Here is a 24,230-nt window from a genome sequence, read left to right on the forward strand (position 1 = left end):
TTCATAGGGCATAATCCATGCTTGCAAAGAATTAACTTTAAACTTTTACAATGGAATCGTATGCAACGGCCTTGTTATATGCTACTCCATTTTTTATTGGTTTGGTTTTGGTCGAAATTCTGTATGGCCGATTTATAAAAAACCAAAAGCATAACTTAATGGATACGGTGAGCAGTTTGAGCTCTGGATTGACCAATGTGGTCAAAGATTCTTTGGGGTTGGTAGTTATTTTGGTGAGTTACCCTTTTTTATTGGAGCACTTGGCCTTGTTGGAAATCAAGTCGACTTGGTTGGTTTGGGTGGTAGCCTTTATCGCTTTGGATTTTGCGGGCTATTGGAATCATCGTTTGAGCCATCACATTAACTTTTTTTGGAACCAACACGTCATCCATCACAGTAGTGAGGAATTTAATTTGGCCTGTGCCCTTCGTCAGCCCATTTCCAATCTACTGGGGTATTATGCACTCTTGTTAATTCCTGCTGCACTTTTTGGGGTACCCGAACAGGTAATAGCTATTTTGGCGCCCATTCATTTGTTTGCCCAGTTTTGGTACCACACCCAACACATTGGAAAAATGGGATGGTTGGAATATGTAATCGTGACGCCTTCGCAGCATCGGGTGCATCATGCCATTAATAAGGAATATATTGATAAAAATCTAGGACAAATATTTTGTGTTTGGGATAGAATGTTTGGCACTTTTCAAGAGGAATTGGAGTGTGTGCCGCCGCAATATGGGGTATTAAAACCCGCTGAAACTTGGAATCCCATTATCATCAATTTTCAACATTTGTGGCGATTGATGTTGGATGCTTGGAGAACGCGTAGTTACTGGGATAAATTGAGGATTTGGTTTATGCCCACAGGTTGGAGACCAGAAGATGTAAAGGAAAAATACCCGGTAAAGATTATCGAGAATGTGTATAATTTTAAAAAATACCAACCTGAAACAACAACAGCATTAAAAACCTATGCGCTTTTTCAATTGCTAGTGACCACGCTGCTCATGCTCTTTATGTTTTATAATTATTCCGAAATAGGATTTGACGGATTACTGTTGTTCGGAGCTTATATTTTTGTGGGCATTTATGGTTATACCACCTTAATGGACCGTAAATCGTATGCGGTTTGGATTGAAGTGTTCAGGGGTGTGGCCGGTTTGGTTTTTATTTATATGACCAACGATTGGTTTGGTTTGAATGGTTTTCTGCCACAAGGAAGTTATTGGGTGGCTGTTTACTTTCTGATTACCATCTTCGCAGGTATTTACTTTACTTTTTTTGAAAAGTCGTTTATAACCCCCGATTTGGCTTCTTAGAGCTTTTTTAGCTCTTTGTTTACCAAGGCAACATATTTTTCCATGGCTTCCTTAATCCCAATGTTTTTGGCCTGAAAAAGCGCATTGGCCTTAAAGGCATTGATCAAAGGGGTTCTACTACCAGGATTGTCGGAATTTTTGTTGGCTATTTTATAGTAGGCGTATAATTTTAAAAGTAAGTCTGCGGGAATGGGATCCGTATAGCTATTTACAAAATCTACAGCTTCGTTAAATCGATTATGTAAGTCTTTACTAATCATCCTCTGGCCTAAAAGAAGCAATACATGTTTTTGCCCCGACTACTTTTTGATTGAGTTTTACGGTAATGTTACAATTTAATGGCAACAATAAATCAACTCTAGATCCAAATTTAATGAATCCAGCATCCTCACCTTGGGCCACTTGTTCCCCTTCTTCGGCATAGTTCACTATGCGTCTTGCCATGGCGCCCGCAATCTGGCGATAACCGATTTCGCCAAATTTAGGGGTATGCAAGATAACCGTAGTTCTTTCGTTTTCGGTACTTGATTTAGGGTGCCAAGCCACCAAATATTTCCCTGGATGGTATTTTGAATAGGTTATGGTGCCACTTGCGGGGTATCGGGTTACATGCACATTTACCGGAGACATAAAAATAGAAACCTGTCTTCGTTTTTCCTTAAAATATTCAGGTTCGTACACCTCTTCAATCACCACTACTTTGCCATCCACAGGAGCCAAAATGTCATCAAAATTTGGGGTGACAAGTCTTTTCGGGTTTCTAAAGAACTGCAAGATGGCAATCAATATAAACAATGCTGCCAATTGAACGGTTAATCGGGCCCATTCCAAAGGAATGTAATATTGTGCCACAAGTACCGCTGCAACCACGAAGAAAAAAGTAAATATGATTATTTTTTGACCCTCTTTATGAAACATAGGAGAAAATAGTTAAAATCAAATACGCAAACGGTGCGGCAAACACCAAACTGTCCAATCGGTCCCAAATTCCTCCATGGCCCGGTAAAATAGCTCCACTATCCTTAACCCCTGCCATGCGTTTAAATTTGGATTCCAAGAGATCGCCCAAACTTCCAGCTACTACAATTACTCCTGCCATGGCCATCCATTCCATTATGGAAAGCCTAGTTTCATACCAAGACAAAAAGTATGCTGCAACCAATGCAAAAATAAGTCCTCCTACAGAACCTTCAATGGTTTTTTTTGGGGAAACTGAAGGAAATAATTTTGTACGTCCGAATAATCGTCCTACCAAATATGCAAAAGTATCGTTTACCCAAATCAAAATAAAGATGCCCATGATCAAAAATTGGGCAAATTCCTCTTGTTTATAAGGAATCATGGTCAGGAAAATGCATCCCCCGCCAATGTAAAACAATCCTATCAAGAATTTTTGAACGTCAGTAAATGTTCTTGGTTTCTTGGAAAATAAAAACATGAGTAGCGCAACATCCACTGTAATGGTCAACAGCATTAAAATGGTAACGGCGGTAGTGTCATTGGTCAGGTAAATAAAAACCCACCAGAGGGCCAAATAGGCGGCAAACAGATAATATCCTTTGAGCCGAACAATGCGCTTGTATTCATAAAGGCAGGCCAAGCCGAATGCCATGAACAAAAAATCGAAGGCATCTGAGCTTAAAAATACGGTGCCCAAAAGCAGTACTACATAAATTACTCCGGTAATGGAGCGGCGCAAGAGTTCTCTCATGTATTTAGAAATCTTCTAGTAGTAAAAGATATACATTTTTTGATGCGCTGCCATAAGAAAGAAAATCGTCTTTGTTTTCTGGCGTAGGTTGAAAGTGCTTCAACGTGGTAATATTATTGGGAATATTTTTTTGATAGCGTTCTTTGATGGTTTTTAGTGCTTCGCTAATGGAGTCGACCAATTGACTGGTAGTGGCGAATACGATGAGGTTGGAGGGGAGTTCGTTCAACTTCTTTTCCTTGATTTGGTTGGAACATACCAAAATGGAACCATTGTGTGCCACCAAATGTTCACATGTGGTAAAGAAGATATTGCTTTCGCTCCTGTTGTCCGTAAATTTTAGGTTTTCCGATGCAAAACGGGTTTCCAATCTTGGGTCCAACGAATAGAGTAGATGGTTTTGCCAATCGTTTTCGGAAATAATGCTTTTCAGTGCTTCGGAAACTTCGGAGAAGTCTTCGCAGTATATGAACTTTCCACCATTCTTCTTGAAATAAATGGTAAACTTTTCATCCACGGGGATTTTTAGGTCGGGCATATGGTCACCACGGGTTTCCGCAGTTTCCTTGGAAACCTTTTTTCCTCCTCCGAAAAGTTTTTTAAAAACTCCCATTTATGGTGTGTGTTCTATTTTTCTAACGCAATAAAATTATGAATTGATTTTGGTTAGACGCAACAATTACTTGGCTGGCTCTGGCTCCAACTCTTCTTCCTCTTTTTCAAAAGGTCTTCTTCCAAAAATCTTTTCCAAATCGTCCTTAAAGATAACTTCTTTATCCAAAAGTCTTTCAGCTAATTCCGTAAGCTTATCTCTGTTCTCGTCCAACAGTTTAATGGCTCGCTGGTATTGCTTTTCTATAATTTTGGAAATTTCTTGATCTATCTTTTGGGCGGTCTCCTCACTATATGGTTTGGTGAATCCGTATTCGTTCTGGCCCGAGGAGTCGTAATACGTGATGTTACCCAATTCCTCGTTAAGACCATAAATGGTTACCATGGCTCTAGCTTGTTTGGTCACTTTTTCCAAATCGCTCAAGGCACCTGTTGATATTTTATTGAAAATTACCTTTTCAGCAGCTCTACCTCCCATGGTGGCGCACATTTCGTCCAGCATTTGCTCTGGTCGAACAATTAAGCGTTCTTCGGGCAAGTACCATGCAGCACCTAACGATTGGCCACGAGGTACAATGGTCACTTTTACAAGCGGGGCAGCGTGTTCCAACATCCAGCTCACGGTGGCGTGGCCAGCTTCGTGGAAAGCAATGGTTTTCTTTTCTTCCGGGGTGATGATCTTGTTTTTCTTTTCCAGACCTCCTACAATTCTATCCACGGCATCCAAGAAATCTTGTTTGGTTACCGCTTTCTTCTCTTTACGGGCAGCGATAAGGGCGGCCTCGTTACAAACATTCGCGATGTCTGCACCTGAGAAACCTGGTGTTTGCTTGGCCAAAAAGTCCAAATCCAAGGTTTCGGCAGTTTTAATTGGACGAAGGTGTACTTCAAAGATTTCCTTTCTTTCGTTTAAGTCAGGAAGGTCTACATAAATCTGCCTGTCAAAACGACCGGCACGCATCAATGCTTTGTCCAAAACATCGGCACGGTTGGTGGCGGCCAAAACAATTACGTTGGTATTGGTGCCGAAACCGTCCATTTCGGTCAACAATTGGTTCAATGTGTTCTCACGTTCATCATTGGAACCTGTAAAGTTATTTTTCCCCCTTGCTCTACCAATGGCATCAATCTCATCAATAAAGATGATGGCAGGGGATTTATCTTTTGCTTGTTTGAACAAATCTCGTACCCTGGATGCGCCCACACCCACAAACATTTCCACAAAATCGGAACCTGAAAGGGAGAAGAAAGGCACTTTGGCCTCGCCGGCAACGGCTTTGGCCAATAGGGTTTTACCTGTACCGGGAGGGCCTACCAAAAGGGCTCCTTTCGGAATTTTACCCCCAAGAGAGGTGTATTTATCAGGATTCTTCAAGAATTCTACAATCTCTTGTACCTCTTCTTTGGCCCCTTCCAATCCGGCAACATCTTTAAAGGAAGTTCTTGTATCTGTTTTTTCATCGAACAATTTCGCCTTGGACTTGCCAATATTGAAAATCTGTCCGCCAGCTCCACCACCAGCTCCACCCGACATTCTTCGCATCAGGTAAATCCAAATACCAATAATAAGGGCAAAGGGAAGTAGGGTTAGGAAGATTTCGCCTATTACATTGGATTCGGTGTCGAATTCCACAATGGTATCCAGGTTGTTCTCTTTCTTTATTTCGGTGATTTCGTTCTGAAAAATCTGTAAATCCCCATAATCAAGCACATATTGAGGCACTAAACTGGTCGATGGCAATAATGGCTTTTGGGCCACTCCTTTGTGCACATCCTTGCTTAAAGCTTCTTCGGTAAGATAAACCTTTGCCTGTCTTGTATTTGTGATGATAACAATTTTGGATATATCTCCATTGCGCAAAAATTCTTGCAATTCGGATGTAGTGGTCTTTTCAGTGCTTGAAAAACTGCTTCCACCAAAAAATTGGAACCCAATGATCAAAGCGATGACCACACCATATATCCACCACGAGCTAAAACGTGGTTTTTTAGGGGTATTATTTGTATTGTTTTCTTTTGCCATTATTTTTTATGAATTGTAGCTGCTTTCCACCATGGTTACTTTGGCATCTCCCCAAAGACCTTCGATGTCGTAGAATTCCCTAACGTGTTTTTGAAATACATGGACCACAACATTAACATAATCCATTAAAACCCATTCGGCATTCTCAGAACCTTCTATATGCCAAGGTTTATCGTGAATGGCCTTACTTACGGTTTTTTGGATGGAGGATACAATTGCGTTTACATGCGTGTTGGAAGTACCGTTGCAGATTATAAAGTAGTCGCACACAGTATTTTCGATTTCCCTAAGGTCCAGTAGATTTATATCAACTCCTTTAACTTCTTCTATCCCTTCTAAAATCAAGGCAATCAATTCATCTGCGCTAGCTTTCGTTTTCTGCATTCAAAAATTTTAGTTTCTACAAAGTTATATTTTTTTTGTTTTCTTAGCCTTAGTTTTTAACAAATCAATAAGGCTTACCACTTTGGGCGAACAATCTCCAATAATCAAACTTGATGCCACGGACTCCACAAATCTGTATTTACGCTCGTTATTAAAGTCAGAGGATCTGCCCGATTACACGGTGGTCGCGGCAAAAAAACAATTGCAGGGTAGGGGGCAAATGGGTGCGGTTTGGCAATCGGAAGATGATAAAAATCTAACATTCAGTTTGTTAAAAAAGTTTACTGCATTTAAGGCGGACCAGCAATTTGTTTTAAATATAGGTGTTTCCATGGCGCTATTTGATGTGCTGACAGCGCTGGATATTCCAAATGTCAAGGTGAAATGGCCCAACGACATTATGTCAGGTGCCACCAAAATATGTGGAATTTTAATTGAAAATATTTTAAAAGGTCAGTTGATAGATTACTCAATAATAGGAATTGGACTGAATGTGAACCAAACAGGATTCGAAAATTTGACAAAGGCAGCATCACTTTCATCCATTACCGGAAAAAAATATGATTTGGATGAAGTTTTGAACTTGATAATCGAGCGGCTAAAGTTTTACACGGAAAATGCAGAAAGTAAGACCGTGAAACAATTACTTCCTGCATACGAGAATCTCTTGTTTCGTAAAGACAAGCCTTCGACCTTTGCGGATGATAAAGGAGAAATGTTCATGGGGTTTATCCGAAAAGTGTCTCCTACTGGCAAATTGGTACTCGAATTGGAGGACCATATCTTAAAGGAATTCGACCTAAAGGAAGTTACCTTGCTCTACTGACCTATTTTGTCCATGTTGGTGGACAAGGTTTCCATAAAATTGGTAATTGGGGATTTGATCATCATGGCCATCATGGCATTGAATTGCCCTTCAAAACTCAATCCAACCTCACTTTGATTTTCACCTAAAGCAGTAATGTCTGCGGTTAGTGTAAAAGGAAGTTTATCACTCGCAGCACCCAAGACCACCTTGTCGTTTGGATTTTGCTCTTTTAACCTCAATACAATTTCGGGCATACCCTTCAAGGCAAATTTAAAGGTGTTTTCATCCAGCACTTCAAACTTATCGATGTTTTCGGGCATTAAGGTTTCAAAGTTTTTGATGTCGGTCAAGAACTCAAATACTTCCTTATCGCTTTTAGCTACCTGCTTTTTAGTTACTTCAATGTGCATTGTGTGATAATTATTTCCATTCCTGTGGATTGGAGCGCCATTCCAACAAGGTTTTTAATTGTGATTCTTTAATGTAATGGGTTTCGGAGGCTTGTTCAATCAAATGTTCGTAGTCCGAAAGGGTATGGAGTTCGATGTCCTCTGCTTCAAAATTGGTTGTGGAAACAGGGAAACCATAGGTAAATATAGCAAGCATTCCTTTAATATTAGCTTGCTGATCTTTAAGTGCCCTCACCGCATTTAAACTACTCTTCCCGGTACTGATCAAATCTTCGATCACCACTACGCTCTGGCCGGGTTCAAAATAGCCTTCAATTTGGTTTTGCCTTCCGTGTGATTTTGGTTCCGGTCGCACATACACAAAAGGAAGACCCAAAGCTTCAGCTACCAAAATACCAATACCAATGGCACCAGTGGCCACTCCTGCAATAACATCGGGCTTGCCGTAAAGACTTTCTACTTGTTTGGCCATCTCTTCCCGAACAAAATTCCGGATTTCTGGGTAAGAGAGCATAATTCTGTTATCGCAATAAATTGGAGATTTCCACCCCGAAGCCCATGTAAAAGGATTTTCGGGTTCCAACTTTATTGCATTAATTTGTAAAAGCAGCTCGGCTGTTTTTTTAGCAATTCCTTTATCTAAAACCATTGCGCAAATGTATGAAGTTTTTGTGAATGAGTCTCCAATGATTTTGACGAACAAGCGTCCAAAGGATGCCAATGGAAACTTGTTTTCTTTGGAAGGCGATAGCATTATGGAGGCCATCTCGCTATTGTCAAAGAAAAAAATAAAGGAGGCCTATTTTTATCATCCTGACGAAGATAAAACCTTAAGTCTTTTTAAACATAAGATTCCGGTAGTGGTCGCTGGTGGTGGTTTTGTTGTGAATAAAAAGGGAAAGGTGCTTTTTATTTATCGCAATGGAAAATGGGATTTGCCCAAAGGAAAGGTAGATAAAGGAGAGTCCATTGAAAATGCAGCGGTTCGTGAGGTGGAAGAGGAGACTGGAGTGAAAAACCTAAAAATTGAACGGTTTTTAAAAACCACCTACCATATTTTTAAACGAAACGGAGAGTTTCGATTAAAGGAGACCCATTGGTTTGTAATGACTACGGATTATACTGGAAAATTGGTCGCTGAAAAATCTGAAGGAATCAAAAAAGTAAGGTGGAAAGGCCGTAGAAAGACCAAAAAAGCACTTAAAAAGTCATACCACAACATCAAAATCTTATTTGAGGACTGGCCTTAACGATTAAGTATGCCCGATGCTTCACTATCTCTTGATATCCTATAAATGGGATACGAAAGATAGGCTTCTTCCAAATGTTCTGAGCGTTCAAAAATCCAATTCAATTGCGCATACCAATTGTTGGCAAAATTGAGGTCTAGTTCTTTTTGAGCTTCAAAATCACGCAATAAAACAGAATCTTTTTGTAGCATGTCCAAGGCGATATCCTCAAAAACGTAGGGGGAAAATCCTTCTTTGCGTTGCAGCATAGTATCAAAAAAGTTCCAGTTGAAAAAGGAATCCACCCCTTGGGGTTCCAAAGTTTCCAAAATATATCGGATTCCTAACTGCTTTGTAGGCACCACAACATCCCCAGCCCTAAAATGGACTTGTTTTTCGCTTTTTGCAACTTGGGTGTTCGAGTGTAAATAATGGCCTTCGTAAGGATTGTTTCGTGTTTCGTAGTCCAAAATACGGTATGCATCAACCACCAATGTTGTGTCCTTTTCCAATTTAAAGAACTGGATTTTATTTGCAGTTAATCGGTCGATAACACCTTGCCAACTTTGTTTAACAATGTAGGCGTCGGGTACGGTAATGGTGTCCTTCGGGGTAAAATAATCTTGGTAAACCGTTTCTTTGGTAAAAGGTTTTTCCCTGTTGTATTTCAATCTTGGAAGTCCGGTCACCTCACTGGTAATGATTTCGGCTTCAAAACCTTTAAAACTAAGTGTGCTGCTTTGGGTGGTGTCCACCTCATAATTGAAGTGATATTCGGTTAGCTCCAAATTTTTTTCCAAGGTTTCTTTTCGAAGTTTTCTTATGTTGTCATGCTCTTTTTCTGTAACCTCAATCAAACTTTCCATTAAAGCATAGGTGCCCTCCACCCTTTGTTTATACGGTTTTAGCATATGGGTTTCCACCATTAAACCTAAAGTGCTCCATAGTGTGGTGTAGCCAGTGGAATATCTTGGATGGTCCATAAATTGACTAAACCCTTGTTCTGGTGGCATGTTGAACACATTTACATAGGGAGTAATATCCCATTCCTTATCCGCCAAGGATCCAACAATGTCGGGCATGAAAGTATTGTGGAGATAGTTGCCCAATTCACCACCCAATTTATTGTGCTGAGTAAACAAATGGGTGAGGGTGTATTGGTAATCGGCGCCGTTACTTACGTGGTTGTCTATAAACACATCGGGTTTAACCGTATGAAATATTTGTGAGAAGGTCTTGGCGTTCTGGGTGTCCATTTTAATGAAATCCCTATTAAGGTCGTAGTTCCGGGCATTACCTCTAAAGCCATAAGTTTCAGGTCCATTTTGGTTGGCCCTTGAGGTTGAGTTTCGGTTTAAGGCACCTCCAACATTATAAATTGGAATGGTGACCAGAACTGTTTTTTCGGGTGTTTTAATTTTCTTAGTCGCCAAATCACGATACAACATCATGGTGGCATCTATGCCATCACTTTCACCGGGATGAATGCCATTATTGATAAGGATTATGGTTTTTTCCTTTCGGATGTTCTCGTAATTAAAATCTCCATCGGGATTATAGGTGACCATGTGCAATGGGTAGCCACTATCTGTTTTACCAATGGTGTGAATGTTTATTTCTGGAAAATCCCTTGCTAGGGTAATGTAGTAATCAATGGTTTCTTGATAAGTGGGTGTTTCTTTTCCTTCCGAGGCTTCAAAAAAAGTTTGGTAAGACGGTTTCTCATCCTGAGTTTTATTCTCACAGGAAATGAAAAGAGCCAGAGAGGTTAAAAATATTAAATACTTCAAATTAACTATGGGGGCTTTGGTTGGCACAATAATATTTTTCTTGCACACCAAAAATACAATATAATCTTTTTATGAAGCTATATTAATGTACCCAAGGTCAGCCATTTCTATTTTAAAGATGGGCTTGTTCTTAAAATTTAAGGTATGGGGACATCTAGCTTTGTAACATTCCCATTTTGCAATATCCAATGGATCTATGGACGATGTGATCACATTAATGGTAATGAGCTGTTGAATGTTCATGGCAATCAATTCATCCAAAAACCCCCAACCATCCATGATAGGCATGTTAATATCCAGAAAAATGACTTCGGGAATTAGGTTTTCCTGCGTGCACTCCTTTAATTTTTCAATGGCTTCCTTGCCGTTTTGAAAAATTTGAACATCACTACATTCCGTTACCGGTTTCAACATTTTCTTGATTCCGAATACCGTGATTGGGTCATCATCAACGATAAAAATACTATTCATTTTCTTCATTAAAATACACATTAAAGGCTGAGCCTTTATCAACTTCGCTTTCTACGGTTATGGTTCCGCCCATAGCCTCAATTTGATTTCTAACCAGATACAATCCAAAACCTTTGGCATCATCCCTGTCGTGGAATGTTTTGTACATGCCAAATATCTTGTCGCCATTTTTTTCAAGATCAATACCAAGCCCGTTGTCGGCTATTCGCAGGCACACTTGGTTGTTTTTTTGGAATGCATCTATGGTAATTACAGGGTCCAAGTCTGGTTTTTTGTATTTGATGGCATTGGTGATCAGGTTAAGAATTATACTGTCCAAATAGGCAGGCACAGACGAAACCGTTATTTGTTTTGGGATCTTGTTTATGATCTGTGCCTTGTTTTTTTCACTAAATGCAACAATATTCTGTTGTGCCTTAACAATGCTATCGTGTAGGTTAAGATGTTTTTTTAACTGTGGGGTTTTGGTGTTGATGTCAACTACCTGATTAAGATTTTCAAGTGTTTCCAGTAAATTGTTGGATGCCTGGTTCAGCATCTTCAATATCTTGTCTCGTTCCTCTTGATTTTCTTCATAGTTTAAAAACTCCAAGAGCATAGAGAAATTGGCCGAATGTGATCGAAGGTTATGGGAAACAATATGGGCGAAATTGACCAACTTTTTGTTTTGAATAGTGGTAATGCTAATCAAGTTCTGAAGTTGTTCCTCTTTCTTTTTAATGGCCGAAATATCCATGCTGATACCGATCAAACCATTAACGCGACCGTCTAGATCAAAACGTGGAATTTTCGAGGAGAGGAAATAGGTGGTTTTCCCATCTTTTTTGGCACTTTCCGTTTCCTTTCCCAAAATAGGCTTAAGATGTTTCATCACCATCAAGTCCTCATTGCGCGAAATTTGGGCCATTTTTTTATCGTAGAGGTCAAAATCCGATTTTCCTAAGAGTTCGGCTTCGCTTTTCCCCAAATAATCGCATTCCGCTTTGTTTACCAAAACTTTTTTCGATGCTAGATCTTTTACGTAAACATTTAAGGGTAGATTGTCGATGAGTGTGGTGAGCAGCTGCTGGTTCTCCTTGATTTTGGTTTCGGTCATTACTTGCTGGTGAATGTCCTTAAAGGTTCCGAACAATTTTACTACTTTACCCTCTTTAATAATGGGGTTTCCTGTGGTGCGAACCCATCTTTCCTCACCTTCGAAAGTGAGGATGGTCAGGTTGGCCTCATACGCTTCACCTTTGCTAATTGCCCTGTGAAAGAGCATTGAAATTTTGTTTTGACTAAAGCCGGACTTGTAAAAATTGATGGCTTCATTAATATTGGGTTGGTAAGATTTGGGGGCTCTGTGGATTCTTTTTGTTTCTTCGCACCAAGAAATTTCTTCTTTTAGGACATCGTATTCCCACCATCCTATTTTGGCTGCTTCGGACTTGAACCTTAGGATATTTTTAAGGTGTTCTATTTCAAGTTCCTTTTCAATCTCGGTAGAAATGTTCTTGGTTTGAACAATCGACCCCAAAACATTCTCTTTGTCATCAAACCAAGGAGTAAAAGAACTTTCCAAATGACAAATAGTACCATTGAGAATACTTTTATGCCTTAAGGAGAACGCAATGTTATTTTGAAAGTCTTTGGCTTCGGGAATAAAATCTAAGATGTTAAGCCTGGGCTTTTTCTTGTTAGGCACCAAACCAAAAATCTCGAGCCAAGAGTCGGATGCATCCATCAAAACTCCATTCTTACCGACAAATGTGGTAGGGGTGGGGAGTTGTTTGATTAAATAATTTTGATCTATTCGCTCGACTGCTTTCAAAATTCGGGGGTATTATGAAATTTTATGCCGTTAATTGTTATACCAATGTAGAATTATCCCTGCGTCTTAGGGAGTTTATGTTGTGAAAGAAGTAAAAAATGTGGTTTTTACATCAATTCGCAATGTTTGACATATGTCAATAATGAAGAATTTACCTACACTTGGAATTTTTTGGCAATCAGTAACTTGAAATTATTTCTTTACAACCACCGTTTCTGGAACCAGTCCTGTGTAGTCACCACCATTTCTGATAACATCTCTAACTATGGATGAACTAATGAACGATTTTCCGGAAGAGGTGAGCAAAAACACCGTTTCAATTTCAGATAATTTGCGGTTGGTATGTGCTATGGCCTTTTCAAACTCAAAATCCGCAGGGTTTCGGAGTCCCCTTAAAATAAAATTGGCATCTATTTTTTTGCAGAAATCCACGGTCATCCCTTGGTATGTGGTCACCTTAATTTTGGGTTCATCCTTAAAGGCTTCCTTTATAAACCTAACTCGTTCTTCGAGGGAGAACATGTATTTTTTGTCGGCATTGATTCCTATAGCAATCACAAGCTCATCAAAAAGGGTGACTCCTCTTTGAATAATATCAAAATGGCCTAAAGTAAGCGGGTCAAAAGAACCAGGGAACAATGCACGTCTCATGTGGTAAGGAAATTAGTTTCTTAAAAATACGGATTTCTATCGTAAAGCTTCTTCTATGGCACTATCAAAAAGTGCTTCCAATGAAATTCCTGCCTCCCTAGCTTGTTGCGGTAAAAGACTTTCTTCGGTAAGCCCAGGGGTGGTGTTTATTTCCAACAAAAAAGGTTCGTCCCCGATAAAAATAAACTCGCTTCGGGTGTACCCTTTTAAGCCCAACACTTTATAAATAAATTCGGCCCTTTCTTTTACATTTTTGGCTTGAGCGTCAGAAATTCGCGCAGGGGTTATTTCTTGGGATTTGCCCATGTATTTTGCTTCAAAATCAAAGAAGTCGTTTTCTGATATGATTTCGGTGGCAGGCAGCACCATCACTTCATTATTATAGGTAATTACCCCAATGGAAACTTCGGTCCCATCCAAAAAGGATTCAATTATAACCTGATGGTCTTCCTTAAATGCATTCTCAATGGCGGTCTCCAATTCTTCCTTTTTATACACTTTGGAAACACCATAGCTGCTTCCTGCCCTATTAGCCTTTACAAAGCAGGGGAGTCCCACCTTTTCCAAAATGGTATCATGGTCGATGGATTGTCCTTTATTAATATAAAAGGAAGTGGCGCAAGGAATCCCGTAGGGCTTTAAGGTGCTTAACAAGTCCCTTTTATTAAAGGTAAGTGCCGCTTCGTAATGGTTGCAAGAGGTATGGGGAATACCCAATAATTCAAAATAAGCCTGCATTAGCCCATCTTCGCCCGGGGTGCCGTGAATGGCATTGAACACACAATCGAATTGGATTTTGCTTCCATTCAACAACAAACTAAAATCGGAACGTTCCAATAAGAACTCATTGTTTTCTTCATCCAAATAATACCATTTTTCCTTGGTGATAATTACTCGGTAGGGGTTGTATTTGCTTCGGTCCAAGTATTTAAAGACCACATTTCCACTTTTTATGGAAATATTGTATTCACTGGAGTAGCCTCCCATGATGATGGCAACGTTCTTTTTCATCGGTTTAAAATATCGCGAAGCCAAAATAAAGAAAAAAGGGTTGGCTTTCCTATCTTTGTCCCGATAAGGTAATCCACATGAAAAATTTTTTCAACTTTTTAAAAAGTAAGACGTTTTTGATACAGCTGGGCCTGGCAGTCGTGGCCTTGATTGTGTTGGTGATGCTGTCTTTGCAATGGCTCAACGGAACTACCAACCATGGTGAATTTGTAGAGGTGCCCGATTTTTCCAAAATGTCTGTGTCAGAAATGCGAAAGGCTGTTGAGGATGCTGGTTTGCGATACCAAGTTTTGGACTCTTCGGAATATAATCCAGATTATCCACGTTTTTCCATTTTGGACCAAAATCCACCTGCGGGAAACAAGGTGAAAGCCAACCGAAAAATATATTTTACCGTAAACCCATCAGGCTACAAAAAGGTGACCGTACCCGATATTATTCAGGTGACCCAACGTAATGCAACCTCCATGCTTCGTGCGGTTGGGCTAGATGTGCAACGCGTTACCTATATTGATGAGTTGGGTAAGGATATGGTGTACAACATGAAGTTTAAAGGGAAATACATTAGCCCTGGCGATAAATTGCCCAAGACCTCCAAAATAGAACTTGTTTGCGGAAACGGAACTGTTCCGGGGAGTGCAAGGGTTCAGGCAGAGTCCAATTGATCATGGATACTTCAGATAACCAAGAATTGTCGCAAGACGAGCTTTACGAGCATTTTAAGTTTATGGCCTCCAAAGGGCAGGAGCCATTGCGTGTAGATAAGTTTCTGATGAACTTTATCGAAAATGCCACCCGAAACAAGATCCAACAAGCGGCCAAAAGAGGTCACATTTGGGTGAATGGTGAGGTGGTAAAACAAAATTACAAGGTTAAGGCGGGAGATGAGGTTAAAGTGATGTTCGAACATCCACCCTATGAATTTTTGTTGACCCCTGAAGATATTCCGTTGGATATTGTGTATGAGGATGATTCCCTTTTGGTAGTGAACAAGCCTGCTGGAATGGTGGTACATCCAGGGCACGGAAATTATTCGGGAACCTTGATCAATGCCTTGGTCTATCATTTTGAGAATTTACCCAACAATAGTTCAGAACGCCCAGGTTTGGTGCACCGAATCGATAAAGACACATCTGGATTGTTGGTGATTGCCAAAACGGAAGCGGCCATGACGCATTTGGCCCAGCAATTTTTTGAAAAAACCAGCGAACGTGAATATATCGCCTTGGTCTGGGGAAATGTGGAAGAAGATGAGGGAACCATTGAGGGACATATTGGTCGTAACCCCAAAAACAGACTTCAAATGATAGTCTTCCCAAATGGGGAGGACGGCAAAGAAGCGGTAACGCATTACAAAGTGTTGGAACGTTTGGGCTATGTGACTTTAGTGTCCTGTAAATTGGAAACAGGTAGAACCCATCAAATACGTGTGCACATGAAGTATATTGGCCACACGCTTTTTAATGATGAACGTTACGGTGGGGATAAAATTTTGAAGGGCACCACCTTTACCAAATACAAACAATTTGTGGATAATACCTTTAAGGTATTGCCAAGACAAGCTTTGCACGCCAAAACTTTAGGATTTGAACATCCGGTAACAGGTGAATTCATGCGTTTTGATTCTGATTTGCCCGAAGATATGGTCAACGGCATTGAAAAATGGCGGGGCTATTCCAAACACCACGAATCATAGTTTTCATCAATGTTAAGATTGAAAACACCATTGGAAAATGCTTTTTGAAGCACAAATTCTAAGCTATTTTTACTGAAAATTAAATGCATATGAAAATTGTGATCTCTCCAGCCAAGTCGTTGGATTTTGAAACAGCCTTACCAACATCAAAATATACACAGCCCGAATTTTTAGAGCAATCTGAAAAGTTGAATGCAGTTCTCAAAAAGAAGAAACCAAAAGCATTGCGTGAGCTGATGTCCATTTCGGATAAGTTGGCGGAACTGAATTGGGAGCGCAATCAACAATTTGAAGCACCTTTCACTCTAGAAAATGCAAGGCCGGCCGTTTATGCATTTAACGGCGACGTGTACCAAGGTTTGGATGCTTACACCATTCCAGAGGAAAAATTAGATCAACTTCAGGACACCCTTAGAATTTTATCAGGTTTGTATGGCGTATTGAAACCTTTGGATTTAATGCAACCCTACCGCTTGGAAATGGGAACACAATTAAAAGTGGGAAGAAAAAAGAACTTGTACGAGTTCTGGAAAACACAATTGACCGCCCACCTGAACAACGAATTGGAGGATGGAGAGTTGTTTGTGAACTTGGCCAGCAACGAATACTTCAATGCCATTGATGCCAAAAAATTGAAAGTTCCCGTAATTACCCCAATCTTTAAAGATTGGAAAAACGACAAGTTGAAAATCATCAGTTTCTTTGCCAAAAAAGCACGTGGGTCTATGGTGCGCTATATCTTGGATTCTGACGCTGAGACCTTGGACGATATTAAAAACTTCAATTACGATGGTTACCTTTTTAGTGAAGAGCACACGGTAAAGGAAAACCAACCTGTTTTCGTCCGATAAATCTTTGGTAAAATCCAAAGTAATCTTTAAGTTGTTGGGGACAATTGGGGTGTGGTGTTAGGATAGAAACGCCCACTAACCAAAATTGTTATACCCTTAAATTTAACCCATTGGTTACACATTAATCACGACCTTTGGGTTGTTCGTCTGTTTTTAACACTAACATAAACAATACATGCAACAGTCTAAACGGTTAGAAGAGTTTAAAAAATCGGTAACCAATAAATTCAATATCTATAACAGTCTTTTCTTGAGCTTGCCCTACAAGAATATTGAAAATGTGGGGATTTTGATTCCACTTTTATTGGATCAATGTGAAAGGGGATTAAAGGAAGGTAAGGAGCCCCAAGAAATTTTGGATGTGTTCTTTTCCAACTTTGCCAATATTCAGGATGAGCGCGAGCGATTGGATTTTATGTTCCGCATTGTACAATATGTGGAGCGTCAGGTGGTGCTGTATGATAGCGTTGAAGATTCAGCCTTTCCAAAACTTCAGGAGTACAGTACCTCGTTGACCATTCCAGATTATTTTCAATTGGTGAACCGCACCAAAAACTGGGATAAGGTATCCAAAAAACTGTCAACTTTTAGTGCAAGAATCGTACTTACGGCACACCCAACACAGTTTTATACCCCTGCGGTTCTAGATATTATTGCAGAACTACGAAGCCTTATTGATGAAGATAGGTTACATGATATTGATGTGACGCTTCAGCAGTTGGGATTGACCTCTTTGGTGAATGCCAAAAAACCGACTCCTTTGGATGAGGCCAAAAACATTATCTATATTTTACGAAATACGTATTATGATGCCGTTGGTGAATTGTATCAGTATGTGAAGAACAACATCAAAGATGAAAAGTTCGAGAATTACAATCTCATGAAACTTGGATTCTGGCCTGGCGGTGACCGTGATGGAAACCCATTTGTTACCGCAGACATTACCAAACAAGTAGCCGATGAACTTCGTTTGACCTTGATGAAGTGCTACTATAATGAGTTGAAGGATCTTCGTAAAAAGCTTACGTTCAAAAGCATGCAAGAAGACCTCAATGCATTGAGTGATAAATTGTACCACGCCATGTTCGACCCCAACGCTCCGATTTCCTACGATGGAATTATAGCGCATTTGAATGCGGTTCGCAAGGAACTTATTGAACATTACCATGAGTTGTATTTAGACGAATTGGATCAATTTATTGATAAGGTCCACATCTTTAAAACCCACTTTGCCACTTTGGATATTCGTCAAGATCATAGCAAACACAAATTGGTGGTGGAGACTGTTTTAAAGCAGCAAGGGGTAATCAAGGAATCTTTGGATGAGTTGAAAGAAAAGGAATTGGTACAGCAACTATTGCAAAAAGACTATACCCTCAACCCAAAAGATTTTGATGAGGATATTGTTAAGGATACCATTGCCAACATTCAAAATTTAAAAGCCATTCAAGAGAAGAATGGGGAAGATGGTTGTAACCGTTACATCATCAGTAATTCCGAAGATATTTTTGCCGTTCTCTTTGTGTATGGATTGTTCAGATGGTGCGGATGGGACGAAAAAGATATCACTTTCGATATTGTTCCTTTATTTGAAACCATGAAAGGAATGGATGCATCCGAAGAAGTGATGCAGACCCTGTTCGATATTCCAAAATATAGAAAACACTTAGAGCGCAGAAATGATGTGCATACCATTATGCTCGGTTTCTCCGATGGAACCAAAGATGGAGGATATTTAAAAGCCAACTGGTCTATCCTAAAAACCAAGGAGACCTTGAGCAAAGTCTGCAAGAAAAATGGAATCGCTGCCATATTTTTTGATGGTAGGGGTGGACCACCAGCAAGAGGAGGTGGAAAAACCCATAGATTTTACGCTGCACAGACAAAAGATGTGGCCAATCACGAAATTCAATTGACGATTCAGGGACAGACCATTACCAGTACTTATGGAACAAAAGAGCAGTTTATCCATAACTCGGAACAATTGCTGACCGCTGGTTTGAGCAACAATCTTTTCGGTAAGGAGCTTGTGATTTCCTCTGCCCAGCGTAAGTTGATAGAGGAACTTTCTGAATTGAGTTTTGATAAATATGATGCTCTAAAACAGCATGACAAGTTTATCCCGTACTTGGAAAATCGAAGTACCTTAAAATATTACACTAAGGCCAATATTGGTAGTAGACCAGGAAAGCGTGGAAACAAGGCCAAATTGACTCTTTCCGATTTAAGAGCGATTTCCTTTGTGGGATCATGGAGCCAATTGAAGCAGAATGTGCCAGGATATTTTGGTTTGGGTACTGCCATCCAACAATTGAAAGACGAAGGTCGACTCAGCGAAGTGAAAAAATTGTACAAAGAAGTGCCATTTTTCAAAGCGTTAATGTTGAACAGTATGATGTCCTTGGCAAAAACTAATTTCCAGTTGACCAGTTACATGAAAGAAGACCCTGAATTTGGGGATTTCTGGAACATATTGCACGATGAATACGAGCTTTCTAAAAAGATGTTGTTGCAGATTTCTGGACTAAAGATTTTAATGGAAGATGAGCCCATTTCAAGGGAATCGGTAAAAATCCGTGAGAAGATTGTGTTGCCTTTGTTGGTGATCCAGCAAAACGCGCTGTACCACATTACCCAAAATTCCGAGTACAACGAATTGTACGAGAAGATTGTGACGCGTTCGCTTTACGGTAACATTAATGCAAGTAGAAACTCGGCATAAAATAGTATAAAGTCACCCCGAACTTGTTTCGGGGTCTCATTATATTGGCACGTCATCTAAGGCATTTCAACTTGTAGTTTTTTCTTGTATAAATAGAGTGCCCCTATGCGATACTTAAAACTTACCACTTAAAACTTGAAACTATTTCAACACATTCATCCGTACGAGCCTTTTCTGTTGGAAGAGGCCTCCAAGTTGATAGTGGGCACCTTGCCACCACCTCGTTTTACCACAGGAGAATTAAAGGAGGAAGATGTGGATTTTTGTTACGGTAGCTGCAATGGGATGTTATGGCCCATTTTGGACCAAATCTTTGACTTGGGACTGAAATATGAAAACACCCATGAGGCCATTCAACAACGGAAACACTTTTTAATAAATCACAAGATTGGGGTTTGTGATATTGTGCAAAGTGCCGAGCGCGAAAAGATTGACGCTTCCGATTTGGGAATGCAAAATGTGGTGCTTCGAGATTTAGTGGGATATCTACAGAAACACCCTAATATTCAAACCCTTTTATTCACTGGAGGCAATAGCAAAAATGGCCCTGAATATTTCTTTAGAAGACAACTCAAAGAACATGGTTTAAAATTAGAGGTGATCTCAGATGAAGTGCCTCGAATCCATCATCTAGAATTACCCGTTACTTCGTATTCTATGTCAGTTCGAGCGCAGTCGAGAACGGTAAAAACAGTATCCTTGACAGCACCATCAGGAGCAGCGAACAGAGCGGTTGGAAGTTTACAGGCGTACAAAGATTTAAAAAAAGCAAATCCCAATTTCAACACCTTGGATTTTAGGGTGATGCAGTACCGCCAGTTTTTCTAAATCCATGGAGATATCAATTATTTCGCATTATTCGTCAAACGGTTAGGGGTATAGGTCAATTTTAACTTGATTTTTTCGTTGTAATTACTACATTCAACCAAATCCCTAAATCAAAAACATGAGAAATTTACTTAAGATTACTATTGTTTTATGTTCCATTGCGATGTTCACATCGTGTAAGGTGAACCATGGCACGGTAAAAAGAAGTTCGGCACCAGGACAGGTTAAAAAAGCGACCGGGGCCAAAAGTGCCAAGGCCTACGCACCTGGACAACGGAAAAAGAAAGGTAAGAACGAATAGCGTTTTACAATTGATCATAAAAAAAAGCCCCGAACAATCGGGGCTTTTTTATTCTATAATTTTGCATTATTCGATTGGAGTTGATAGCACCCCATAAAACATTTTTATCCCGTAAGCCAGTTGACCGATTTTTACATTTTCATTGGGACTGTGCTGGTTGTTGTCTGGATTGACAGCAGGAACTATAAATGCGGGAATTTTTAATTCGTTGATAAATGGAGCAATAGGAACAGTGCCCCCCATAGTACGTATTTGAATAACCTCCTCCCCAAAGGTTTCTTGCATGGTTTTGGTCAAGAAAACCCCATAAGGATTGTCCATGGAAGTTCTAAAAGCATCGGTAACGCTTCCTTCTTTCACAAAAACGATTTTATCGTATTGCATGCGTTCCTCCTTGCTCGGCTCATGGTCCAATACTTTATATCCTTGTTTTGCTATATGGTCCTTTACCAATTTTTTCAATCGGGTTCCATCACTTTCTACCACCAAACGTAAATCCAATTCGGCGGTTGCACTTTCAGGAACAATGGTTCTTGCCTTGGCACCGACCCATCCTGAGCCCAATCCTCTAATATTCAAAGAGGGATATTGCAGCGCTTCTTGATAAAAACTTCCGACTTTTTCTGAAGTTTTGAACTGTAATTTTTCGGCAATGGCTTCATCACTATCAGGAACACTTTTTAAAATGTTTAAAGTTGATTCGTTTATATTGATACCATCATAATAGCCAGGAATCAATACTTTTCCATTTGTATCTTTCATGGTAGCCAATAACTGGGCCAATTGAAATCCCGGGTTTGGTGCATAATTGCCATAATGACCGCTGTGCTGAGGTTTAATCGGACCGTAAGTGGTCAATGATAGCGTTGTGATACCTCTACATCCATATACTACGGTTGGTTTTTCAGAGGCATGAACAGGTCCATCCACAATCATTAGAAAATCAGCTTCCAATAATTCTCTGTATTGTTTTACTGCTTTTGGCAATGGTTTGCTGCTTTTTTCTTCCTCACTATCCAAAATCACCTTTACATTAAAGGGCATTTCCGTGCCCTCGTTTTTTAAAAGGTCAATAGTGTTCAACAGCATCACAATGGGCGATTTATCATCCGAAGTAGATCGACCAAAAAGGCGCCAATCATAATTGATGTCATCATTCAATTCATCAAAGGAAATTGTTTTGAAACCATCACCCTCGGGAGCTTTTAAAACTACATCATAGGGACTGGGTTGATCCCATTTGGTAGGGTCAACGGATTGTCCATCCAAATGCATATAGATCAGTACCGTAGGTTTTTTGGTATCCATGGGCAAAGCCGCAAAAAATAAGGGAAGGTTTTCGGTTTCCAAAATAGCAGTATTGAAACCACGTTCCCCAAACTTGCGCTTCAACCAATTAATATTTCGGTCAATATCATCTGGATTGAGAGCGTCGTTTGGAATGGATATAAAATCCCGAAGCTCATTGATGGCATCGGCCACTTGAGATTTTATGGCGACATCATCTTGTGCATAAAATGAAAATGCAGAAAATAGGGAAGCTAGCAGAATGGCTTTTTTCATGAATCGACTTGAGTTAGTTTTAAACTCGAAATTTAGCGAATTTGGCTCACAAACTCATCAATACTGTCTACACCATTTTCAGTTAAATGTTTGATGAAGGCCGAACCAATGATGGCACCTTTGGTTTTTTCCGTAGCTTGTTGGAACGTTTCGGCGTTGCTTATCCCAAATCCAACAATTTGAGGGTTTCTCAATTGCATATTGGAGATGCGTTCAAAATACGAAGATTGCTCTTGTCCAAATCCAGATTTCGCACCTGTGGTACTTGCCGAACTTACCATGTAAATAAATCCTTCGGAAGCATCGTCGATGGCCTTGATACGCTCATCACTGGTTTGTGGTGTGATTAAAAACACATTGATAAGGCCGTGTTTTTTGAATAAGGCTTCGTGCTCTTCTTGGTAGACGTCAAGAGGGAGGTCAGGTAGAATTAGTCCGTCGATACCAATTTCTTCGCATTTTTGGCAAAATTTTTCTACGCCATATTGCAGCACGGGATTAAAATAACCCATTAAGATTAAAGGAATGGAAACTGATTTTCGAATGTCCTTGATTTGTTCAAAAAGTAATTCGGTGTGCATTCCATTTTTAAGTGCAGCCGTTGAACTTTCCTGAATAGTAGGGCCATCAGCCAAAGGATCACTAAACGGAAGGCCGATTTCAATCAGATCTACACCACTTTTTTCCAAATCTTGGATGATTTGTACGGTATCCTCCAATTTAGGATATCCTGCAGTAAAATATATGGAGAGGATTTTTTTATCCTCACTTAGTTTTTGTTTGATTCTGTTCATAACCATAGAATTGAGATGTGAGTAATGAGAGTCTAGTGTCTAGCAGCTCATATCTAACATCTATAATTTAAAATAGTCAATATAATTCTGTAAATCCTTGTCGCCACGGCCTGACAGGTTAACCACGACCACATCATCTTCCTTGAATTTTCTATCTTCAAAAATGGCCAAAGCGTGCGATGATTCAATCGCTGGGATAATGCCTTCCAGCTTGCATAGTTCCAATCCAGCTTGCATCGCCTCATCATCGGTAATGGAAATAAATTCCCCTCGACCGGATTTGTACAAATGGGCATGCATTGGTCCAACTCCAGGGTAATCCAAGCCTGCAGAAATGGAATAAGGTTCCGTAATTTGCCCGTCTGTCGTTTGCATCAACAAGGTCTTGCTCCCGTGGATAATGCCCACTTTCCCCAAGGCAGAGGTCGCAGCACTTTCACCAGAATGAATTCCTTTTCCGGCAGCTTCAACGGCAATAATCCCTACCTCAGGGGTGTCCAAATAATGATAAAAAGCACCGGCAGCGTTACTTCCTCCACCCACACAAGCAACCACATAATCCGGGTTTTCACGGCCCTCTTTTTCCATCAGTTGACTTTTAATCTCTTCTGAAATCACCGATTGAAATCGTGCCACCATATCGGGGTAGGGATGCGGTCCCACGACGGAACCAATAATGTAATGTGTGTCCACTGGATTGTTGATCCAATCACGAATGGCTTCGTTGGTCGCATCCTTTAAGGTTTTGCTGCCAGATTTTGCTGCTCGAACCTCGGCGCCCAACATTTTCATTCGTGCCACGTTGGGAGCTTGACGCGCAATATCAATCTCACCCATATACACCACACATTGGATGCCCATTAAAGCACATACGGTTGCCGTAGCTACCCCATGTTGACCTGCTCCTGTTTCGGCAATGATTCGATGTTTGCCCAACTTTTTGGCCATCAAAATCTGCCCGATGGTGTTGTTGACCTTATGCGCTCCTGTATGGCAAAGGTCTTCTCGCTTTAAATAGATCTTGGTGTTGTATTTTTCTGAAAGTCGTTTCGCAAAGTAGAGCGGGGTGGGCCTTCCTACATAATCTTTAAGCAATTGTTGGAACTCTTCTTTAAAGGAAGGTTCTTCCATAATACGAATATAGTTTTGTCGAAGTTCTTCGCAATTGGGGTACAGCATTTCGGGAATAAAAGCTCCACCGAACTCCCCGTAATATCCTTTTTCATCTGCATGATAGCTCATA

The 24,230-nt window shown here is 40.2% G+C and carries 25 protein-coding genes; 9 read left to right on the forward strand and 16 right to left on the reverse strand.

Annotated elements, in window-relative coordinates; genetic code table 11:
• Window positions 1-50: 50 nt before the first annotated feature.
• Window positions 51-1,319 (forward strand): sterol desaturase family protein, encoded by a 1,269-nt coding sequence (locus ABT310_RS10155; protein WP_375323793.1) that lies wholly within the window; start codon window positions 51-53, stop codon window positions 1,317-1,319.
• Here ABT310_RS10155 and ABT310_RS10160 read toward each other — a convergent pair.
• From ABT310_RS10160 to rsfS, 6 genes are all read right to left on the reverse strand, one after another.
• Window positions 1,316-1,579 carry an acyl-CoA-binding protein gene (locus ABT310_RS10160; RefSeq protein ID WP_375323794.1) on the reverse strand — a complete coding sequence of 88 codons (264 nt, stop codon included), beginning with the start codon at window positions 1,577-1,579 and terminating at the stop codon, window positions 1,316-1,318. The two genes, ABT310_RS10155 and ABT310_RS10160, sit on opposite strands and share 4 nt — an antisense overlap.
• Window positions 1,572-2,237: a phosphatidylserine decarboxylase family protein gene (locus ABT310_RS10165; protein ID WP_375323795.1), complete on the reverse strand. Its 666-nt coding sequence runs from the start codon at window positions 2,235-2,237 to the stop codon at window positions 1,572-1,574. Before ABT310_RS10165 ends, ABT310_RS10160 begins: the two co-directional genes overlap by 8 nt.
• Window positions 2,227-3,030: a phosphatidate cytidylyltransferase gene (locus ABT310_RS10170; protein ID WP_375323796.1), complete on the reverse strand. Its 804-nt coding sequence runs from the start codon at window positions 3,028-3,030 to the stop codon at window positions 2,227-2,229. The genes ABT310_RS10165 and ABT310_RS10170 overlap by 11 nt, the downstream gene beginning before the upstream one ends.
• Window positions 3,031-3,034: 4 nt before the next feature.
• On the reverse strand, window positions 3,035-3,643 hold the full coding sequence (locus ABT310_RS10175; protein WP_375323797.1) for an LUD domain-containing protein: 609 nt from the start codon (window positions 3,641-3,643) through the stop codon (window positions 3,035-3,037).
• A 66-nt stretch (window positions 3,644-3,709) separates the two neighbouring features.
• Window positions 3,710-5,665 carry an ATP-dependent zinc metalloprotease FtsH gene (ftsH, locus tag ABT310_RS10180; RefSeq protein ID WP_375323798.1) on the reverse strand — a complete coding sequence of 652 codons (1,956 nt, stop codon included), beginning with the start codon at window positions 5,663-5,665 and terminating at the stop codon, window positions 3,710-3,712.
• Window positions 5,666-5,671: 6 nt separating this feature from the next.
• The gene (gene rsfS, locus ABT310_RS10185; protein ID WP_090299174.1) at window positions 5,672-6,049 is read right to left on the reverse strand and encodes a ribosome silencing factor; all 378 of its coding nucleotides are present in this window, start codon (window positions 6,047-6,049) and stop codon (window positions 5,672-5,674) included.
• An 82-nt stretch (window positions 6,050-6,131) separates the two neighbouring features.
• Between rsfS and ABT310_RS10190 the strand changes: the two genes are divergently transcribed.
• Window positions 6,132-6,875 (forward strand): biotin--[acetyl-CoA-carboxylase] ligase, encoded by a 744-nt coding sequence (locus ABT310_RS10190; RefSeq protein WP_375323799.1) that lies wholly within the window; start codon window positions 6,132-6,134, stop codon window positions 6,873-6,875.
• Here the strand turns inward: ABT310_RS10190 and ABT310_RS10195 are convergent.
• Both ABT310_RS10195 and pyrE read right to left on the reverse strand, forming a co-directional pair.
• Window positions 6,869-7,267 carry an SRPBCC family protein gene (locus ABT310_RS10195; protein WP_375323800.1) on the reverse strand — a complete coding sequence of 133 codons (399 nt, stop codon included), beginning with the start codon at window positions 7,265-7,267 and terminating at the stop codon, window positions 6,869-6,871. The genes ABT310_RS10190 and ABT310_RS10195 overlap by 7 nt on opposite strands.
• Before the next feature lie 10 nt (window positions 7,268-7,277).
• A complete protein-coding gene (gene pyrE / locus ABT310_RS10200) occupies window positions 7,278-7,916 on the reverse strand; it encodes an orotate phosphoribosyltransferase (protein ID WP_375323801.1) in 639 nt (212 codons plus the stop codon).
• A 7-nt stretch (window positions 7,917-7,923) separates the two neighbouring features.
• Between pyrE and ABT310_RS10205 the strand changes: the two genes are divergently transcribed.
• Window positions 7,924-8,517: an NUDIX hydrolase gene (locus ABT310_RS10205; RefSeq protein ID WP_375323802.1), complete on the forward strand. Its 594-nt coding sequence runs from the start codon at window positions 7,924-7,926 to the stop codon at window positions 8,515-8,517.
• Here the strand turns inward: ABT310_RS10205 and ABT310_RS10210 are convergent.
• The 5 genes from ABT310_RS10210 to ABT310_RS10230 form a co-directional block, all read right to left on the reverse strand.
• Window positions 8,514-10,286: a M14 family metallopeptidase gene (locus ABT310_RS10210; RefSeq protein WP_375323803.1), complete on the reverse strand. Its 1,773-nt coding sequence runs from the start codon at window positions 10,284-10,286 to the stop codon at window positions 8,514-8,516. The genes ABT310_RS10205 and ABT310_RS10210 overlap by 4 nt on opposite strands.
• 69 nt (window positions 10,287-10,355) lie before the next feature.
• Window positions 10,356-10,757, reverse strand: coding sequence for a response regulator (locus ABT310_RS10215; RefSeq protein ID WP_375323804.1), 402 nt, complete (start codon window positions 10,755-10,757; stop codon window positions 10,356-10,358).
• Entirely contained in the window at window positions 10,750-12,570 is a 1,821-nt protein-coding gene (locus ABT310_RS10220) for a PAS domain S-box protein (protein ID WP_375323805.1), read from the reverse strand. The genes ABT310_RS10215 and ABT310_RS10220 overlap by 8 nt, the downstream gene beginning before the upstream one ends.
• Window positions 12,571-12,762: 192 nt before the next feature.
• Window positions 12,763-13,221: a pantetheine-phosphate adenylyltransferase gene (gene coaD, locus ABT310_RS10225; RefSeq protein WP_375323806.1), complete on the reverse strand. Its 459-nt coding sequence runs from the start codon at window positions 13,219-13,221 to the stop codon at window positions 12,763-12,765.
• A 36-nt stretch (window positions 13,222-13,257) separates the two neighbouring features.
• The gene (locus ABT310_RS10230) at window positions 13,258-14,232 is read right to left on the reverse strand and encodes a D-alanine--D-alanine ligase (RefSeq protein ID WP_375323807.1); all 975 of its coding nucleotides are present in this window, start codon (window positions 14,230-14,232) and stop codon (window positions 13,258-13,260) included.
• A 77-nt stretch (window positions 14,233-14,309) separates the two neighbouring features.
• Between ABT310_RS10230 and ABT310_RS10235 the strand changes: the two genes are divergently transcribed.
• The 6 genes from ABT310_RS10235 to ABT310_RS10260 all read left to right on the forward strand — a co-directional run bounded on the left by ABT310_RS10235 (window position 14,310) and on the right by ABT310_RS10260 (window position 20,630).
• Window positions 14,310-14,897, forward strand: coding sequence for a PASTA domain-containing protein (locus ABT310_RS10235; protein ID WP_375323808.1), 588 nt, complete (start codon window positions 14,310-14,312; stop codon window positions 14,895-14,897).
• Between the two features lie 2 nt (window positions 14,898-14,899).
• Window positions 14,900-15,928 carry an RluA family pseudouridine synthase gene (locus tag ABT310_RS10240; RefSeq protein WP_375323809.1) on the forward strand — a complete coding sequence of 343 codons (1,029 nt, stop codon included), beginning with the start codon at window positions 14,900-14,902 and terminating at the stop codon, window positions 15,926-15,928.
• Window positions 15,929-16,017: 89 nt separating this feature from the next.
• Window positions 16,018-16,779: a peroxide stress protein YaaA gene (yaaA, locus tag ABT310_RS10245; protein WP_375323810.1), complete on the forward strand. Its 762-nt coding sequence runs from the start codon at window positions 16,018-16,020 to the stop codon at window positions 16,777-16,779.
• A gap of 175 nt (window positions 16,780-16,954) precedes the next feature.
• On the forward strand, window positions 16,955-19,501 hold the full coding sequence (locus ABT310_RS10250; protein ID WP_375323811.1) for a phosphoenolpyruvate carboxylase: 2,547 nt from the start codon (window positions 16,955-16,957) through the stop codon (window positions 19,499-19,501).
• A gap of 135 nt (window positions 19,502-19,636) precedes the next feature.
• Window positions 19,637-20,329, forward strand: coding sequence for a uracil-DNA glycosylase family protein (locus ABT310_RS10255; protein WP_375323812.1), 693 nt, complete (start codon window positions 19,637-19,639; stop codon window positions 20,327-20,329).
• A 118-nt stretch (window positions 20,330-20,447) separates the two neighbouring features.
• The gene (locus tag ABT310_RS10260) at window positions 20,448-20,630 is read left to right on the forward strand and encodes a hypothetical protein (protein ID WP_375323813.1); all 183 of its coding nucleotides are present in this window, start codon (window positions 20,448-20,450) and stop codon (window positions 20,628-20,630) included.
• Between the two features lie 66 nt (window positions 20,631-20,696).
• Here the strand turns inward: ABT310_RS10260 and ABT310_RS10265 are convergent, their stop codons facing one another.
• The 3 genes from ABT310_RS10265 to trpB are packed head-to-tail and all read right to left on the reverse strand — an operon-like array spanning window position 20,697 to window position 24,229.
• A complete protein-coding gene (locus tag ABT310_RS10265) occupies window positions 20,697-22,193 on the reverse strand; it encodes a M20/M25/M40 family metallo-hydrolase (protein ID WP_375323814.1) in 1,497 nt (498 codons plus the stop codon).
• Window positions 22,194-22,225: 32 nt separating this feature from the next.
• Entirely contained in the window at window positions 22,226-22,987 is a 762-nt protein-coding gene (trpA, locus tag ABT310_RS10270) for a tryptophan synthase subunit alpha (RefSeq protein WP_375323815.1), read from the reverse strand.
• 60 nt (window positions 22,988-23,047) lie between these two features.
• Window positions 23,048-24,229 (reverse strand): tryptophan synthase subunit beta, encoded by a 1,182-nt coding sequence (trpB, locus tag ABT310_RS10275; protein ID WP_375323816.1) that lies wholly within the window; start codon window positions 24,227-24,229, stop codon window positions 23,048-23,050.
• Window position 24,230: the final 1 nt, after the last annotated feature.

This window comes from Flagellimonas cixiensis (genome assembly GCF_042134615.1).
Taxonomy (GTDB): domain Bacteria; phylum Bacteroidota; class Bacteroidia; order Flavobacteriales; family Flavobacteriaceae; genus Flagellimonas; species Flagellimonas cixiensis.